The sequence below is a fragment of the Amycolatopsis echigonensis genome, from assembly GCF_014174495.1.
Taxonomy (GTDB): domain Bacteria; phylum Actinomycetota; class Actinomycetes; order Mycobacteriales; family Pseudonocardiaceae; genus Amycolatopsis; species Amycolatopsis echigonensis.
The window spans coordinates 157252-174075 of record NZ_JACJHR010000002.1; the positions used below are offsets into that span (position 1 = coordinate 157252).

A 16824-nucleotide genomic window follows, 5' to 3' on the forward strand; every position below is an offset into this window, starting at 1 on the left:
GGTCGGTTCAGGCCGCGTAGAAGATCTTGAGCCGGTCGGCGAGATCGCGGGCGTCGGGGTTGTTGCGCCGCCGTTCGGCCTCCGCCAGCAGCGGCCGCATCCGGTCCTTGACCCGCGCGGATTTGATGCTCTCCGCGCATTCGATGGCCTTGCCGCCGATCTTCACGCCGTGGTCGATATCGCCCTCGAGCAGGTGATTCGTGGCGAGCGCGCTGAGCATGAACGCCTTGCTGCGCGCCATGTCGTCGGTGTAGGTGTCGACCGCCCGGCTCAGCGCCGGGATCGCGTACTTCGTGTGCTCCGGGTTCTTCATCGCCAGCACGGTGTGCACGGTGCCGGTCATCGCGTAGACGTCGGTCTCGTTGAAGAACTTGACCCACGATTCGGCGGTGGCCAGGTCGGCGCGCGCGAATTCGTCCTTGCACCGGCCGAGCAGCTTCACCGACTGCTCCTCGTTGCCCATCATCGCGTAGGCCCAAGCCTCGTTGGCGCAGAGCACGGCGACGGCCAGCTCAGACCCGGATTCCTGCGCGGCGATCTGGCCCAGCTGGAACAGCTTGAGCGCGTCGTTCGCGGCGTCCTGGTGCAGGTAAACGCGGCCCATCCGGTACAGCACGTTCGCCACCAGATGGTGGTCGCCGCCCTGTTTGGCCAGGTCGAGCGCCTGCGCGAAATGACCGCGGGCGGAGTCCATCAGACCGGTGTCGAACGACGTCCAACCGGCGAGGCTGTGCAGGTCGGCGATCGCGGTGAACAGCCGCTGCTTCACCTGCTCGGCGGCGCTGGAGTCGAGCATCTGCTGTCCCCAGGACAGCTGGGCGACGACCGCGTCGCGGCAGAATCCGCCTCCGTACTGGTAATCGAGCGCGCGCAACGCTCTGGTCGCCGCCTCGACCTGGCGCACGTCGGTCGTCCCGATGCGCCCGGGTGCGGGAGTGCGCGCGGGCGCCTCCGACCACGTTCCGGATTCCGGACCGAACACCGCCGCACCCATCGTGACCTGGGCGGCGTGCGCGAGGAACCTCCGTCGCTTCACGGACTCGTCCTCCTCAGCCTGCCGGCCGTCGGACGCGCCGACGACCCGTATCGCCGTGGTCTCGTCATAGGCGAGACCCATGTATCCACGGGGGACACCCAGGCCGTCGGCGATTCTCGTGAGCACGTCGTAGGCCATGACCTGGCGACCCTTGAGGATCTCCGACACCTCGGACTGCGACTGGCCGGTCATCGCGGCGATCTGGCGCTGCGACACTCCGTGTTTGCGCAACAGCCGGTACACGGCGCTGACCTCGCGGGCGGCGAGCGCCTCCCGCATCTCGGGCTGTTCCCAGGCATCGGCCGGAACCGGATTGCCTGACCGGGTGTCTGCGGTAGAGACTCCGGAACCACTGCCAGCACTGGCGTCCATTGCCATTGCGCCCCCTCACCGTCTCCTGGGCGTCTGATCAGCACCCTAAGCACACGCGAGAACCTTGTGAAACGCGCGGACGCACGCGTTGATCGGCAGGGCCGAACTCCGCTGACCGCTTACCGTGGAACGCTGTCCGGTCACCGCTATGACGCGGTTTCGACCTTCTCTCGCACCCGGTTTCACTTCACTGTAGTTGCCAGATCTCCGTCACCGCCCGGACACCCGCAGCGATCACGGAGAGCGATGGACCCGACGACACAGATCTGCCGGAGCGGATGCATCCCGCAAGGTGCACCGGCCGGGACGAGAAAGCGTGGAGGGACAGTGGAGTTCGTGGATTCGCTCGGTGGAGGACAAGCCGGGACCGCGGTGCGGTCCGTCCGGCCGGCACCGGGACTCGCCACGGCACGTCCGGTGCCGCCTACTGTCGCTTCCGCTGTCGCCGCTTCGGTGTCCGCCGACCCGCGTACCGCGGGCGTGCGGCACTTCGAGGGCGGCCAGGTCGTGTGGCGCGTGCAGTGCGGAGATCTCATCAGCCGCGAGCGCGCCGTCACGGTGTTCGTCGAGGACGACGAGGTCGTCGTGGTGTCCCCGCCTGGGGAGACCGCCCGCCTCACGTCCGGCCAGCTCGGCCAGCTCCGGGCCGCGCTCAACGAAGCCGCCACTATGGCGGAAAGGTGACGGTGAGTTTCCCCATGGATCAGGTTCTCGGTCAGGTCCTCCGCAACGCCGTATGGGAGCGCCTCGACATGCTGTCCGACCTGGCGGAACGTGCCGACGCCCCGTCGCTGGTCTCGGTCGCCCGCTCCGAACTGCCCCGGCTCGCCGCGGGCTGGCGCGCGATGCTGCAGGCGCACGAGCCCGACGAGCGCGGCGACTGCCCCACCTGCTCGACGCGCTGGCACCGCTGCAAGGCCCCGTGCTCGGTGTGGCAGGTAGCGCACGAGCACCTGGTCGCCGGGGGCCTGGCCCCGCAGGCGCTGTCCGCTGCCGGGCAACGTCCGCCGCGCCGCCGCGCCGCGGTTCCGGCTGTTCCCGGCCAGAACCGGCGGGCCGAAGCTCCCGCGGAGACCACCGGCCGGCACGCACTGGTGAAGCCCCGCCCGGTCAGCGCCTGACCTATCGGGTGGGGTGTTTCCGGGCGGATCACCCCACCCGCCCCGACTGGCGAGCGCGCGACCTGCCGGCAACCCCAACCGGTCAGGTCGCCGGCATCCTCGCCCGGCCGAGGGTGGTCCGTCCGTCCCCCCGAGCGAGACGGGCCGCCCTCGGCCACCCCGACGCTTAACGCGATTAATCCAAAAATGTCCGGCAGAACACCTAGCGGACGCAGTAATCGGACGCTAGGTTGAAGATCATCGCACCGGCTCCTCCCGCGCCGGTCGCGATCACGAACTCCGCGGGCCGGTGCCGTTGCACTCCCCTCCCCCGACCGGCACCGGCCCGCGGTTCCACTTCCCCGACCCGCCGCGGCTTCCGAGATTCGGAGCCGAAGGCGGGTTGTGGTGTGTTTGCCGCGGTACCGCCGGTGCCCGCGGGCACTGCCGAGGTAATTCCGCGCAACACCACGACACCCGCTCGGCAACTGTCGGTAGCCTGCCGCAGGGGGCCGTGCGTTCGAATTCGGCTGCGCGCCCAAAAGAATGTGGTGAGCGTGGAGAAGGGCCGGCATGTCGAATCCATTGGTGGCCGAAAAGCAGGACTCGACCTCGGCGATCTCCGGCATCTCGATCCTCGAGGCCGGCAAGGGCCTGAAGGACGGCATCGAGTCCGGCGACTGGGCGGCGACCGTGATGGGCGCGGTCGGGGTCGGCATGGAAGCGCTCGCCGCGGTGATGGACCCGTTCGGCGCGATCCTCGCCGCGGGCGTCGGCTGGCTGATCGAACACGTCGGCCCGCTCAAGGAAGCGCTGGACAAACTCGCCGGTGACCCGGATCAGGTCCACGCGTACTCCGAGACCTGGAAGAACATCTCCAAAGAGGTCAGCTCCGTCGCGCAGGACCTGGCCGCGCAGGTCAAAAAGGACATCGAATCCTGGGAGGGCGGCAGCGCCGACGCCTACCGCAAGCAGGCCGAGGAGGTCGCCAAGACCCTCGAGGGCGCCGCTCAGGCCTGCGACGGCGCGGGCAGCGGGGTGAAGACCGCGGGCGACGTCGTCGGCGCGGTCCGGATGCTCGTGCGCGACATCATCTCCCAGGTGGTGGCGCACCTGATCTCGTGGGCGCTGCAGGTGCTGTTCACCCTCGGCATCGGGATGGCCTGGGTGGTGCCGCAGGTGGTCAACCTGGTGGCCAAGACCGCCAAGCAGATCGCCGAGCTGGTCAAGAACCTCACCAAGGCGCTCAAGGAACTCGGCAAGCTGCTCACCAAGGCGCGCGGCCTGTTCGACGACGTCGCCAAGTCGATGAAGGGCATCAAGGCCGGCGGCAAGGACGCCACGCACACGCCGAAGGAGATCAAGGCGCCCGGCGGCGGCTCCACCAAGCCCTCCGGAGCGAAAGACGCCCCGAACGACAAGGGCGGCGGGAGCGAGAAACCGCCTCCCGGCAAGGTCGAGTCCACGAACACTTCCGGCACGCACGACGGCCCGGGGGAAAACAAGGGCGGCGGGAACCACGAGCCGCCCCCGCGCGAACCCGCGAAGGACGAGACGCCGGGCAACGGGGGCGCCGAGGGCGGAACGGGCAAGAACGAGCGCGGGAGCGAATCGGGCGATCCGGCGAAGGACAAGACCGAGGCGTCCAACGCGAAGAACGAGGGCGATGCCGATCCGCCCTGCCTGACCGATCCGGTCGTCATCTCCAGCGGCGAGGTGCTCGTCGAGGACTTCGACCTCGAACTGCCGGAGCTGCTGGTGCGGCGGACGCATCGGTCGTCCTACCGGTCCGGGCGCTGGTTCGGCTCGACCTGGGCGTCCACTGTGGACCAGCGACTGGAGTTCGGCGACGAATACGTCCGGTACTACGGGCCGGAAGGCGTCATCCTCTACTACCCGATGCCCGCCGGGGACGAGCCGGTGCTGCCGATCGAGGGCGCGCGCTGGCCGCTGACCAGGCACGCCGACGGCAGCTGCACCATCGAGCAGGTGCGGCCGGACCGGACCATGCGGTTTTCCGGCGAGGGCAAGGCATTGCCGCTGCGCTCGATCGAGGACGCCGACGGCTCGCGGACCGAACTGTCCTATGCGGACTCCGGTGCGCCCGCGCTGCTCACGCATTCCAGCGGGCTGCAGGTCGGCTTCCGCACCGACGGGCACCGCATCACCGAACTGCGGATGATCGGCGCCGGTCCGGCTCCGGACGTCGTCGTGCGCGGCTATCGCTACAACTACCAGGGGCACCTGTCCGAGGTCGTCAACTCGTCGGGAACGGCGAAGCGCTACACCTACGATCCCGACGGCAGGGTCACGAGCTGGGAAGACCGCAACGGCGTCGTCTACCGCTACGTCTACGACGCCGAAGGACGCTGCGTGCGCACCGAAGGCGCGCAAGGGATCTACAGCAGCGCGTTCGAGTACCACCCCGCGGCCCGGATCACCCGGTTCACCGACTCGCTCGGCCACGTCTCGGAGTACGAGTACAACCTGGAAGGCCGTCCGGTCCGGGAGACCGACCCGCTGGGCAACGTGACTCTGTCCGAATGGGACCGCTACGGCAATCTGCTCCGCCGGGTCGACCCGCTCGGCCGGGTCACCGAGTACACCTACGCCGACGACGGCACGCCGCTCACCATCGCCCGTCCCGACGGCAGCCTCGCCGAACTGGAGCACGACGGCACCGAACTGGTCTCGATCACGGTGCGCGGCAACGGAAAGGCCTGGCAGCGCCGGTACGACCAGCCCGGCGGACCCGAGGTGCCCGGCTTCCCGGCCGAATTCGAGGCCGAGGCGTCCGACGAGGAGCTGGACCAGTTCGGCAGGCCGCGTTCCGCGCCCGAGATCGGCGGCGGACGGACGCAGCTGGGCTGGACGGTCGACGGCAAACCCGCCTCGCGCGTCGGGGTGCGCCGCGAGCGCGCCGCGTGGCGGTACGACCGCGAGGGCAACGAGATCGAGCACGTCGACGAACTCGGCCGGGTGACCCGGCGCGAGTACGGCCCGTTCGACGTGGTCACCGCGGTCGTGGACCCCTCCGGCGCGCGCACCAGCTACACCTACGACACCGAGCTGCGGCTCACGTCGGTGACCGATCCGCTGAACCGCACCTGGACCTACACCTACGACCCGCTCGGCAGGCTGGTCGCGCAGACCGATTTCGACGGACGGACCCGGACCTACGCCTACGACGCGGCCGGGCAGCCGATCCGGGTGACCGAGCCGGACGGTTCGGTCACCGAGAACGAGTACGACCTGCTCGGCAACCGGATCGAGATCCGCGGCCCGCACCGCACCGTGCGCTACGCCTACGACCCGGTCGGCAACGTCGTGCGCGTGGAGTCCGCGGATTCGGTGGTGGAGTTCGACCGCGACCTGTACGGCCGGATCGTCCGCGAGTCGATCGACGGCGTCGAGGTGCGCTTCTCCTACGACGAACAGAGCCAGACCATCCGCCGCCGCACGCCGTCCGGTGCGGAGAGCGTGTGGACCTTCGACGAGCAAGACCGGCCGGTTTCGCTGACCACGGCGGGACACACCGTGCGCTACCGGCTGGACGACGAGGGCCGCGTGCTTGCCCGCGACACCGACGGGATCAGCACCCTGCAGCAGGCGTTCGGCCCTCGCGGGCTGGTCACCGTGCAGCAGGTTTCCCGTGGAACATCGCCGGTGCAGCGGCGCGGTCTCGAGTACTACGCGGACGGCAGCCTCGCCGCGGTGCAGGACAGCCTTTCCGGGAAGAGCGTGTTCACCCGGGATCCGGCCGGACGCGTGGTCGCGGTGTCCTCCCCGGCAGGCACGGAAGAGCTGCGCTACAACCCGGCCGGCGAACTGACCGCCTGGTCGGGCAGCCCCGGCCTGTCCGCCGACTACGACTCCCTCGGCCGCCGGATCCGGCATCGCGAGGTGCGTCCGGACGGCGTGCGGGTGTGGGAGTACGCCTGGACCGGCGATCTGCTCACCGGGCTGCGCACGCCGGACGGCGTCCAGTGGCGTTACCGGTACGACCCGCTCGGCCGCCGGATCGCCAAGGAACGGCTGCTGTCCGACGGCTCCGTCGCGGAATCGACCCGGTTCGTCTGGGACGGCTTCGTGCTCATCGAACAGGAGCACACCGACCCGGCCGGAGCGCGCCGGACGACCACCTGGGAGCGCAGGCCGGGCAGCGACGAGCCGGTCACCCAGCTCGAACGCGGCCCCGGCGGCGACCGGTTCGCGTCCGTGGTCACCGACGCCATCGGCACGCCGACCGAACTGATCGACGAGCACGGCGGACTCGCCTGGAGCGCCCGCCGTTCGCTGTGGGGCCGGGTTCAGCCCGGCGGCATCCCGCTGCAGTTCCCCGGCCAGTACGCCGACGCCGAATCCGGCCTGCACTACAACGTGTTCCGCTACTACGACCCGGCCGCCGCGCGCTACCTCAGCCAGGACCCGCTCGGACTGGAGGGCGGGCCGAACCCGGTCAGTTACGTTCCCGACCCGTTCGCCGCCTACGACCCGCTCGGCCTCGAAGGCTGCGGCAAGGGCAAGGGCAAAGGCAAGGACGCGGATCCGCCGCCCGCGGACTCCACGGCCAAGCACAACTCCGGCAACGGCGGCGGGAGCACCAAATCCGCCTCGACCGGCAAGGGCGGCAACAAGCGCAAGCGCGACGACAACGACGACGGTTCCGCCGACAAGGGGGACGCGAAGAAAAATAAGGACGACGTCTGGGACCGGATGGCGTGGAACTCAGACGCCAAAAACGCGCGCAAGAACCAGACCGGCGACAAGAACGATCCGTTCCACAAGGCCGGAAGCGATGTGGCGCAACGGCACATCATCTCGTTCCAGAAAATGCGGGACGGGCTGAAGAACTGGGTGCACGAACAGCCGGTCGACAAGCAGAGCGCGCTGACCAAGAAATACGGCGAGGACGAGCTGCCGAAGCTGCACAACCAGCCTAAGAACCTGCCGCTCGGCCCGCAGCACACCAATGCCGGGATCGGCGGCGTGGCGACCCGGATCGGCAAGATCGAGGACGGGATCGCGGGCAAGCTCAAAGTCGGCAAGAACGACAACATCAAGACCGAGAACCCGAAGTGGCCGAGCGACTCGATCGACAAGAGCGGCGGCTACAAGCACAAGGACCATCCGGGCCTCGACAAGAACTGGCGCCCGATCGGCCAGCAGGCGGACCGCATCACCGATCCCCAGGAGATGAACCGGGCCACCCGCGACATCGGCGACAGCGCGGACTTCGACTGGCCCGGCGGCAAGAAGGAAGAATTCGAGAAGTGGCACAAGTCTTTCCTCGAATTCACCGACCTCAAGGAAAATCCCAAGAACTACACTGAAAAAGACGTGGACGACATCATCAAGCGGTTCCACGAGCTGCCCTCGCCGTCCGGGCGGCATCCCACGATCGACGAGTACAACAAGGCCCCGGACGGGCACCCGTACCGGTTCGACGACAAGGGCAAGCCGGTCGACGTCAACAAGGACAGCCACCCGGACTGGAAACGTCCGGACAAGCCGCTCGACGGAAACCCGATGCGCACCGAATGGGCCAATCGGAACGAGCAGGGCATCGGGCCGACCAAGAAGGACTGGGACGACCTCGAAAACGGGAAGCACGACCCGAAGGAGTGGAGCGACGACCCCGACCGGAAGAAATTCCTGGACGGGGTGGGCGAACCCAGCAAGGAAGACATCAAGAAGGCCGCCGACGAGCACGCCGCGAGGGCCAAGCAGATGCAGGAAGACGCGAAGAAGAACCGGGACTGGTGACCGCTGGAAGCCCGGTGCGGTTCGCACCGGGCTCGGACGTCAGGCGGTTTCCTCCGCGTCGCGCGCGGCGAACACCTCTCGCGCGGCGAAGGTGGCGTTCAGCGCCCGCGGGAAGCCCGCGTAGACCGCCGAGTGCAGGAGCGCCTCGGTGATCTCCTCGCGGCTGAGCCCGACGTTCAGCGCCGCGCCGAGGTGGACCTTGAGCTGCGGTTCGCAGCCGCCGAGCGCGGTCAGCACGCCGAGGGTGACCAGCTGGCGGCTGCGCGCGTCGAGGCCGGGCCGGTCGTACATGTCGCCGAAGGCGAACGCGGCCACGTGGTGCCCGAAGGCGGGGTTGATGTCGGCGAGGGAGTCGATGACGGCCTCGCCCTGGTGGCCGTCGATGCGGGACAGCACCTCGAGCCCGTGCTTGCGGCGGGCGACGTTCTCCGGGCTGTCGATGTCGTGCTGGGTCATGGCAGAGGGCCTTCCTGGTAAGTGGCGATCTTGTATTCGGTGGCGGCGAGGGAAAGCTGCAGCTGGGCGATCTGCGCGCGCAGGGTGTCGCGATGCTCCAGGAGCATTTCGCGCCGTTCGGGCACGGTGTCCTCGCCGGAATCGACCAGGTCGATGTAGCGGCGCAGGTCGCTGATCGACATGCCGGACACGCGCATCCGCGTCAGGAAGACCAGCCGGCGCACCGACGCCGCGTCGTAAACGCGATGCCCGGCGCTGTCCCGGTCGACCTGAACCAGCCCGATCCGCTCGTAGTACCGCAGCGTGTGCGGGTTCAGCCCGAGGTGCTCCGCGGTGGTGGCGATGTCCCACTCGTTCGCGTCGTCGTCCCGGGCCAGTTCCCGCAGCGCGTCGACCGACACCGTGCCCGGCGGGTCGATCGCCAGCCGCAGCGCCTCGCTCAGCGCGTCTTCCTTCTCCATGCCGAAGACGCTAAGCCTGTGAGCGCGCTCAAACGCAAGCGCTAACCCACCGACCGGACCCGCGTCACCAAAACCCCGGCCAGCAAGGTCGCCACCGCGGACGCCGCGAACAGCCCCGGATACCCGCCGAGCCACTCCAGGATCAACGTCGTGAGCAGCGGCGCGACCACCTGCGGCAAGGAGTTCGCGATGTTGACCACGCCGAGGTCCTTGGCCCGGTTCTGCGCCGCGGGCAGCACCTGGGTCAGCATCGCCAGCGCCACCGCCATGTACGTCCCGAATCCGACGCCCAGCAGCGGCGACGCCACCAGGGCCACCGGCCAGCTCTGCCAGATCACCAGCAGCAGCGCGGCCAGTGCCATGATCGCTGCCGAGCCGAGGACGTACGGCTTGCGCTTGCCGGACTTGTCCGAGAAGTGCCCGGCCAGCACCGCGCCGATCACCAGTGCCACGCCGTACAGCCCCATCATGATCAGCAGCCCGCTGTCCGGATCCGGGTAATGCACCGCGTCCTTGAGGAAGAACAGCAGGTAGAGCGTGCCGAACGCGTTGCCGAGGTTGATCATGAAATGGCAGCCCCACGCCCACGCGAAGTCCGGGTGCCGCCGCGGCGAGACCCACAGGTCGGCGAGGATTTCGCGGATCCGGCCGCTCGGCCGGAACTCGACCGGCAGCCGGGCGTCCGGCGTGCGCAGGACGAACGCCGCCGCGCCGGCGAGCACGATCGCGGCGCAGGCCGCGTAGCCGAGCGGCAGTCCGGCGAGGTCGAGCATCACCACGACCACCACCGCGCCGAGCACGGTGCCGAGCATCTGCGCGATGCCGACCAGCCCGCCGACCTGCGCGCGCTGCCCGACCGGAACCCGGTCGGCGATGCCGGACATCAGCGTCGCGAGCATGCCGTTGAGCCCGGCCTGCACGAGACACCAGCCGATCGTCATCACGACGACGTTCGGGGCCTCGGCCAGCACCAGCAGCCCGGCCGCGCCGATCGCGCCGCCCGCGATCGTCCACGGATGCCGCCTGCCGAACCGCGAGCAGGTGCGGTCCGAGAGCAGGCCGATCGCCGGGTTCGCGACGAGTGCGACGGCCGCGCCGATGCCGGTCACGATGCCGAAGACGGTTTCCTTGTGCGCGGCGTCGAGCAGTTCGGCCTGCTGCGGCAGCAGAACCTGGATCGGCGCGTAAACGCCCAGCCAGAGCGCGATGTTCGCGAGGAACAGCAGCATCATCCACCCGGCGCGGACGCGCTTGACCGGCTCGGCGAAGACTTCCGGGACAGCAGCGGCGGTGTCACTCATGGCGGACCAGCTTCCGGTACCAGGCGAAGGAATCCTTGGGCGTACGGCGTTGCGTTTCGTAGTCCACGTGCACGAGCCCGAACCGCGGCGCGTACCCCTTGGACCATTCGAAGTTGTCCAGCAGCGACCAGACGAAGTATCCGCGCACGTCCACGCCGGCATCCATCGCTTCGCGCAGCGCCCGCAGGTGGCTGGCGAGGAAGTCGATGCGCTCGGGGTCGGGCACGCTGCCGTCCGCGGCCGGTTCGTCGGCGAAACTGCAGCCGTTCTCGGTGATCTGGATCGGCGGCAGGTGTTCGCGGTAGCGCTCGTGGAAGGACACCAGCAGTTCGCGCAGCGCGTGCGGGACGATCGGCGAATCGTTGGTGGTCATCGGATATCCCTCGATCGGGCGCAATTCGAAGGGCAGCGGGTTGCCCTCTCCGGGAGCCGTCACGCCTTGGGGCTCGTAGTAGTTGACGCCGTAGAAATCGAGCGGCTGCGCGATCGTGGCCAGGTCGTCGGCGAAGTTGTCCGGCAGATGCGGGTGCACCTGTTCGGGGTAGCTGCCGAGCAGCATCGGGTCGGCGAAGGTGCGGTTGATCAGCGCGTCGAGCCAGTCGGCGGCGGCGCGGTCGGCAGGCGTGTCGTGGTCCGGCCAGATCGGCGAGTGGTTGTTCGCGGTGCCGATGCCGGTGGCGCCCGCCGCACGCAGCGCCTGCACCGCCAGGCCGTGTGCGAGGTTCTGGTGATGCGCGGTGGGGAGCGCGTCGAGCAGGAGGAACTGGCCGGGCGCATACTCGCCGATTCCGTAGCCGTAGATCGACATGACCATCGGTTCGTTGAGCGGGATCCAGAGTTTCGCCCGATCGGCGAAATGCTCGCCCACGATCGTGGCGTATTCGGCGAAGCGGAAGGCGGTGTCGCGGGAAAGCCAGCCGCCCGCGTCCTCGATCGCCTGCGGCGTGTCCCAGTGGTACAGCGTGATCGCCGGGGCGATTCCGGCCGCGCAGACCTCGTCGATCAGCTTGTCGTAGAAGGCGAGTCCCTCCGCGTTGGGCTTGCCGGTGCCGTCCGGCTGGATCCTCGGCCACGCGATCGACATCCGGTAGGCGCCGACGCCGAGTTCCGCCATCAGTGCGATGTCGTCGGAGTAGCGGTGATAGTGGTCGGCCGCTACCTTGGCGTCCTCGCCCCGGGCGATCTTGCCTTCGGCGGCGGTGAACGTGTCCCAGATGGACGGTCCGCGACCGCCTTCGGCCGTCGCCCCCTCGATCTGGAACGCCGAGGTCGAGACACCCCACAGGAAGCCGGGCGGGAAGGTCGGATGGTCCACGCTGAGCACCCCTTGCCTTCGGACACCCTCGCGGGTGAACGTGAAAAGTTCTCATATGTTAGGTCGTCACTCGTCTCGGGGGAAGCCCCGCGGGACGCTAAAGTCCCAGATCAGATGAGTGAATCGCGAGAGACTCCGAGGAACGACGTGGCCGAGACCCAGGCTGAACCCACACCGTTGCGGCGAAAGCCGGTTCAGCAACGCAGTGCCCGGCGGGTGGAACAGATGCTGGACGCGAGCGCCGTGCTCATCGACGAGCTGGGCTACGACGCGCTCACCACCACGCTGATCGCGAAACGCGCCGGCGTCGCGGTCGGTTCGCTCTACCAGTTCTTCCCGGACAAACGCGCGGTCGTGCAGGCACTGACGCAGCGGAACCTGGAACGGTTCGTGGCCGCGGTGAACGAGCGGCTGCAGGAGCTGAGCCCCGAGCACTGGTGGAACATCGTCGACTCGGTGCTGGACATCTACCTGCGGATGCACCGCGAGGTGCCGGGGTTCTCGAAGGTCCACTTCGGAGACGTCATCGACGTCCGGCTGCTGGCTGACGACCGCGACAACAACTCGGTCATCGCGGATTCGCTGGTCGAAATCCTGCGCGGGCACGTCGACCGTCCCGCTGACGAACTGCGGTTCGCCATCGCGATCGCCAACGAGGTGGCGGACGCGCTGCTGAAACTCGCCTTCCGCCGCGACCCGAACGGCGACGAGCGGATCGTCGCTGAGGCCAAGGACGTGGTGAAGGGTTATCTGGCCGGCAAATTCGGCGACTAGGGCTCGAGGGCCAGCGCTCAGCCGAAGTTCTGGCCCTCGCCGCGGTAGGTCGGAACGGTGCGCTCGACCTGGCTGCCGCGGACGAGGTGGTAGGCCAGGAACCGTTCGGCCAGTTCGCCGGCTTTCGCGTGCCGCAGCCAGACCCGGTCGCCGAGCCGCAGCGTGCGCGCGGCCTCGCCGGTCACCGGAGTCTGGACCTCGCCGGCGCCTTCGAAACCCAGCAGGCGCAAGCCTTCCGGCAGGTACGGCGACGGTTCGCGCGACGGGCCGGTCGGGCCGGAGGCGATGTAGCCGCCGGAGTACAGCGTCGCGACGTTCTTGGCCGGGCGGCGCACCACCGGGAGCGCGAACAACGCGGCCGGACGCGGCTGGAAGTGCGAATAACCGTCGAACAGCGTCGGCGCGAGGAATCCGGAACCGGCGGCGATCTCGGTGACGACGTCCTCCGCGCGGGTGGTCTCGATGCTTCCGGTGCCGCCTCCGTTGACGAACTCCAGGTCAGCGACCTCGCGCACGGCGCGTACCGCGGCAGCCCGGCGGCGAGCGAGTTCAGCCGCCGAACGGCGTTGCATCCAGCCGATCACCCGGTTCCGCAGGCCTTTGCCCGCCGCGTCGCCGAGTCCGGCGATCTGGCCTTCGTACGCCATCATCCCGGCCAGCCGGAAGCCCGGCCGCGTCACGATCCGGCGGGCGACCGCGGCTGCCTGCCCCGGGGTGAACACCGGCGAACGCCGGGTGCCGACGTGCACGCCGGGCAGCGGACGCCAGGACGCGTCGAGTTCGAGGCACACGCGGATGTCCGGGTGGCCGTGGCCGAGAGCGGCGTCGACGAGGTCGAGGTGCTCGGTCGAATCGACCATGATCGTGATCGCCGCGCGGGCGCGTTCGCTCGCGGCCAGCCGGCGGAGCGCTTCGTGGTCGGCGGTCGGGTACGCGACCACGATGTCGGCGGAAGTGCCCAGCTCAGCGTGCCAAACGGCCTCGGCGAGCGAGTAGCACATCAGTCCTTCGAAGCCGTCCCGGGCGAGCGCTCGCTCCAGCAGCGCACGGCAGCGCACGGACTTGCTGACCACCCGGATCGGCTTGCCCGCGGCCCGGCGCAGCAGGTCGTCGGCGTTGGCGTCGAAGGCGTCCAGATCGACGATCGCGAGCGGCGGATCCAGGTCCTTCGTCGCGAGGTCGTACCCGTGCGCTGAGGTGGTCACGCCACTTACGGTACGACAACAACGCTTGAAACGCGAATACTATTCACTTACGGTTCCGGTATCTATCGTGGGAACCTCCCAGCGAAGAACAGGTGCCGCAATGACGTGGAGCAACTGGGCCGGAACGGCCAAGGCCACCCCGCAACGGGTGCACCGGCCGCGCAGCACGGCCGAGATCGCCGAGGTCGTGCACGGGATCTCCCAGGCGGGACATCGCGTCCGAGCCTGGGGCAGCGGCCATTCTTTCACCGCGATCGCCGCCGCCGATTCCGACGCGCTCGACCTCACCGCGTGGACCGGCATCGCCCGCGCCGACCTCGAAACGCAGCAGGTCACCGTCCGTTCCGGCACCACGCTCCGCACCCTCAACGCCGCTCTCGACGCGCTCGGGCTCGCCATGACGAACCTCGGCGACATCGACGCGCAGACCATCGCGGGCGCGATTTCCACCGGCACGCACGGCACCGGTGCGCGCTTCGGCGGGATCGCGACGCAGATCGTCGCGCTGGAGCTCGTGCTGGCGGACGGTTCGGTGGTCCGCTGCTCGGCCGACGAACGCCCGGAGTTGTTCCACGCCGCCCGCGTCGGCCTTGGCGCACTGGGCGTCATCAGCACGGTGACCCTCCAATGTGAACCGTCCTTTGTGCTCTCTGCGCAGGAACGCCCGGAGCCGCTGGAACAGGTCCTCGAAGGCTTCGACGACAACGCGGCGAACAACGACCACTTCGAGTTCTACTGGTTTCCCTACGGCAGCAAGGCGTTGGTGAAGCGCAACAACCGCCTGCCGCTGGACGCCGAGCGGAAACCGTTGTCCCGCTTGCGGCAGTTCGTGGACTACGAGCTCACCGAGAACGTCGCGTTCGGCGGGCTCTGCCGGCTCGGCCGCGCGGTGCCGAAGCTGGTGCGTCCGCTCGGCGCGTTCGCGTCGCAGGTGTCGTCACCGCGGGAGTACAGCGATCTCTCGCACCGCGTGTTCGTCACCCACCGCGGCGTGCGGTTCGTGGAATCGGAGTACGCGGTGCCGCGCGACGCAGTGCTCGACGTGCTGGCCGAACTGCGCGCAGTGGTGCCACGGCTGAAAGACCCGGTGGCGTTCCCGGTCGAGGTGCGGGTGGCCGCGGCGGACGACATCTGGCTGTCCACCGCGAACGGCCGCGACTCCGCGTACATCGCGATCCACCAGTTCCTCGGCATGCCCTACCGCGAGTACTTCGCCGCGTTCGAGGCCGTCGCAGGCCAGGTCGGCGGGCGGCCGCACTGGGGCAAAATGCACGATCTCGACGCGTCCGTGCTGCGCACCCGCTACCCGCACTTCGACGACTTCCTGCGGGTGCGGAAGGAGTGCGACCCGACCGGGACGTTCGCGAACACCTACCTCGACCGGGTCCTCGGCACGGTGTGATCAGCTCGGCGTCAGTTCGGTTCGAACAGCGAGCTGACTGACTCTCCATTGTGGATTCGCCGCATCGCCTCGGCCAGCGCCGGGGCGATGGACAGGATCCGCAGTTTCTCCGTGCGTTCCTCGGCGGGCACCGGCACGGTGTTCGTGCAGACGATCTCCAGGACGTCCTCCTGGCCGCCGATCCGCTTGAGCGCGCCGTCGGCGAACAGCCCGTGCGTGCAGGCGACCCGGATCGACCGCGCGCCCATCTCCCGCAGCCGGTCCAGCAGTTCCAGCACCGTGCTGCCGCGCGCGATCTCGTCGTCCAGCACGATGATGTCGCGTCCGGCGATCTCGCCGATCACCGACGTGATCTCGACGCGGTCGTCGGCGAACCGCTGTTTCGCACCGGCCGCGACCTTCGTCCCGAGCAGCCGGGCGAAATGCGCGGCTTCCTTGGCGTTGCCCAAATCCGGCGACACGACCGTGGTTTCCGACAGGTCGTACTGGCGGAAGTACCGGGCCAGCTCGTGCAGCGCGTGCAGATGGTCGACCGGCACGCTGAAGAACCCGTGCACCTGCGGCGAGTGCAGCGTCATGGTGAGCACGCGGTTCGCGCCCGCGGTGACCATCAGGTCCGCGACCAGCCTGCCGCCGATGGAGATCCGCGGCGCGTCCTTTTTGTCCGAGCGCGCGTACGAATAGTGCGGCATCACGACGGTCGTGCGCGCGGCCGAGGCGCCGCGGGCCGCGTCGAGCATCAGCAGCAGCTCGACCAGGTGTTCCTGCACCGGTTTGACCAGCGGCTGGATCAGAAAGACGTCCCGCTCGCGGCAGTTGGCCTGGAGCTGGACCTGGAGGCAGTCGTTGGCGAAGCGGTCGATCTGCACGGGAAGCAGCGGAACGCCCAGGTTGGCGCAGATTTCCTCGGCGAGCTCGGGGTGCGCGCTGCCGCTGAAAACCGCGATGTCGCGCATCAGATCCGGGACAGCGCGTCGGCGATGGAATCGTCGCCGGAGATCAGCTCCAGCGTCCGCCGAGCGGTCGCCGGGGTGTCGAGCAGCGCCAGCAGCACCGCGGCGACGTCCTCGCGCGGGACCTCCGCGCGTCCGGTCTTCTCGGCGATTTTCACCCGGCCGGTGCCGGAATCGTTGGTCAGGCGGCCGGGACGCAGGATCGTCCAGTCGAGGTCGCGGCCCTTGAGGTCGTCCTCCGCCGCGCGCTTGGCCCGCAGGTAGGCGGCGAAAACCGGGTCGAGGCCGGGGACGTCCGGGTTGTCCGCGCCCATCGAACCGACCTGGATGAACCGGCGGACGCCCGCTCGCTGCGCGGCGTCGGCGAACAGCACGGCCGCGCCGCGGTCGACGGTGTCTTTGCGCGCCTCGCCGCTGCCCGGTCCGGCACCGGCGGAGAACACCGCCGCGTCCGCGCCTTCGAGCACCTGGGCGACAGCGTCCACATCGGACTTTTCGAGGTCGAGCACGACAGTCTCGGCGCCGACGGCCGTGAGGTCCGCCTCGTGGCCGGGGTTGCGCACGATGCCGACCGGCGCGTCGTGCCGCTGCGCGAGCAGCTTTTCCAGGTGCAGGGCGATCTGGCCGTGTCCGCCAGCAATAACGACTCGCATGAGCCCGACTCTATCGCCGCGCGAGGCCCG

The 16824-nt window shown here is 69.1% G+C and carries 13 protein-coding genes; 5 read left to right on the top strand and 8 right to left on the bottom strand.

Annotation, left to right across the window (positions count from 1 at the left end):
• Positions 1–7: 7 nt before the first annotated feature.
• Complete coding sequence (locus H5411_RS02305) at positions 8–1315, bottom strand: tetratricopeptide repeat protein (protein WP_167441945.1); 1308 nt, start codon at positions 1313–1315, stop codon at positions 8–10.
• A gap of 420 nt (positions 1316–1735) precedes the next feature.
• On the opposite strand from H5411_RS02305, the gene H5411_RS02310 reads away from it, so the two are divergent.
• From H5411_RS02310 to H5411_RS02320, 3 genes are all read left to right on the top strand, one after another.
• A complete protein-coding gene (locus H5411_RS02310; RefSeq protein WP_101436622.1) occupies positions 1736–2092 on the top strand; it encodes a hypothetical protein in 357 nt (118 codons plus the stop codon).
• 14 nt (positions 2093–2106) lie between these two features.
• A complete protein-coding gene (locus tag H5411_RS02315; protein WP_183122805.1) occupies positions 2107–2529 on the top strand; it encodes a hypothetical protein in 423 nt (140 codons plus the stop codon).
• A gap of 552 nt (positions 2530–3081) precedes the next feature.
• The gene (locus H5411_RS02320; RefSeq protein WP_183122806.1) at positions 3082–8274 is read left to right on the top strand and encodes an RHS repeat-associated core domain-containing protein; all 5193 of its coding nucleotides are present in this window, start codon (positions 3082–3084) and stop codon (positions 8272–8274) included.
• 39 nt (positions 8275–8313) lie between these two features.
• Here the strand turns inward: H5411_RS02320 and H5411_RS02325 are convergent, their stop codons facing one another.
• From H5411_RS02325 to H5411_RS02340, 4 genes are read right to left on the bottom strand one after another with little or no spacing between them, the layout of a single operon-like run.
• Positions 8314–8730 carry a carboxymuconolactone decarboxylase family protein gene (locus H5411_RS02325; RefSeq protein ID WP_101436625.1) on the bottom strand — a complete coding sequence of 139 codons (417 nt, stop codon included), beginning with the start codon at positions 8728–8730 and terminating at the stop codon, positions 8314–8316.
• Complete coding sequence (locus H5411_RS02330) at positions 8727–9191, bottom strand: MerR family transcriptional regulator (RefSeq protein WP_183122807.1); 465 nt, start codon at positions 9189–9191, stop codon at positions 8727–8729. The genes H5411_RS02325 and H5411_RS02330 overlap by 4 nt, the downstream gene beginning before the upstream one ends.
• 41 nt (positions 9192–9232) lie before the next feature.
• The gene (locus H5411_RS02335) at positions 9233–10492 is read right to left on the bottom strand and encodes an MFS transporter (protein WP_101436627.1); all 1260 of its coding nucleotides are present in this window, start codon (positions 10490–10492) and stop codon (positions 9233–9235) included.
• Positions 10485–11807 (bottom strand): GH1 family beta-glucosidase, encoded by a 1323-nt coding sequence (locus H5411_RS02340; RefSeq protein WP_101440919.1) that lies wholly within the window; start codon positions 11805–11807, stop codon positions 10485–10487. The genes H5411_RS02335 and H5411_RS02340 overlap by 8 nt, the downstream gene beginning before the upstream one ends.
• Before the next feature lie 114 nt (positions 11808–11921).
• Here H5411_RS02340 and H5411_RS02345 point away from each other — a divergent pair, with 114 nt between their 5' ends.
• Positions 11922–12581, top strand: coding sequence for a TetR/AcrR family transcriptional regulator (locus tag H5411_RS02345; RefSeq protein WP_101436628.1), 660 nt, complete (start codon positions 11922–11924; stop codon positions 12579–12581).
• 17 nt (positions 12582–12598) lie between these two features.
• On the opposite strand, the gene H5411_RS02350 is transcribed toward H5411_RS02345, so the two are convergent.
• Complete coding sequence (locus H5411_RS02350; protein WP_101436629.1) at positions 12599–13786, bottom strand: amino acid deaminase/aldolase; 1188 nt, start codon at positions 13784–13786, stop codon at positions 12599–12601.
• A gap of 100 nt (positions 13787–13886) precedes the next feature.
• Between H5411_RS02350 and H5411_RS02355 the strand changes: the two genes are divergently transcribed.
• A complete protein-coding gene (locus H5411_RS02355) occupies positions 13887–15188 on the top strand; it encodes a D-arabinono-1,4-lactone oxidase (RefSeq protein WP_101436630.1) in 1302 nt (433 codons plus the stop codon).
• A gap of 11 nt (positions 15189–15199) precedes the next feature.
• Here the strand turns inward: H5411_RS02355 and H5411_RS02360 are convergent, their stop codons facing one another.
• Positions 15200–16144 (bottom strand): ribose-phosphate diphosphokinase, encoded by a 945-nt coding sequence (locus H5411_RS02360; protein ID WP_183122808.1) that lies wholly within the window; start codon positions 16142–16144, stop codon positions 15200–15202.
• On the bottom strand, positions 16144–16794 hold the full coding sequence (locus H5411_RS02365; RefSeq protein WP_183122809.1) for an SDR family oxidoreductase: 651 nt from the start codon (positions 16792–16794) through the stop codon (positions 16144–16146). Before H5411_RS02365 ends, H5411_RS02360 begins: the two co-directional genes overlap by 1 nt.
• Positions 16795–16824: the final 30 nt, after the last annotated feature.

Excerpts from the sequence above, each read along its gene's own strand:
- H5411_RS02305 (WP_167441945.1), bottom strand. The coding sequence starts at position 1,315 with ATGCGGGAGGCGCTCGCCGCCCGCGAGGTCAGCGCCGTGTACCGGCTG.
- H5411_RS02315 (WP_183122805.1), top strand. The coding sequence starts at position 2,107 with ATGGATCAGGTTCTCGGTCAGGTCCTCCGCAACGCCGTATGGGAGCGC.
- H5411_RS02320 (WP_183122806.1), top strand. The coding sequence starts at position 3,082 with ATGTCGAATCCATTGGTGGCCGAAAAGCAGGACTCGACCTCGGCGATC.
- H5411_RS02325 (WP_101436625.1), bottom strand. The coding sequence starts at position 8,730 with ATGACCCAGCACGACATCGACAGCCCGGAGAACGTCGCCCGCCGCAAG.
- H5411_RS02330 (WP_183122807.1), bottom strand. The coding sequence starts at position 9,191 with ATGGAGAAGGAAGACGCGCTGAGCGAGGCGCTGCGGCTGGCGATCGAC.
- H5411_RS02335 (WP_101436627.1), bottom strand. The coding sequence starts at position 10,492 with ATGAGTGACACCGCCGCTGCTGTCCCGGAAGTCTTCGCCGAGCCGGTC.
- H5411_RS02345 (WP_101436628.1), top strand. The coding sequence starts at position 11,922 with ATGAGTGAATCGCGAGAGACTCCGAGGAACGACGTGGCCGAGACCCAG.
- H5411_RS02355 (WP_101436630.1), top strand. The coding sequence starts at position 13,887 with ATGACGTGGAGCAACTGGGCCGGAACGGCCAAGGCCACCCCGCAACGG.
- H5411_RS02360 (WP_183122808.1), bottom strand. The coding sequence starts at position 16,144 with ATGCGCGACATCGCGGTTTTCAGCGGCAGCGCGCACCCCGAGCTCGCC.
- H5411_RS02365 (WP_183122809.1), bottom strand. The coding sequence starts at position 16,794 with ATGCGAGTCGTTATTGCTGGCGGACACGGCCAGATCGCCCTGCACCTG.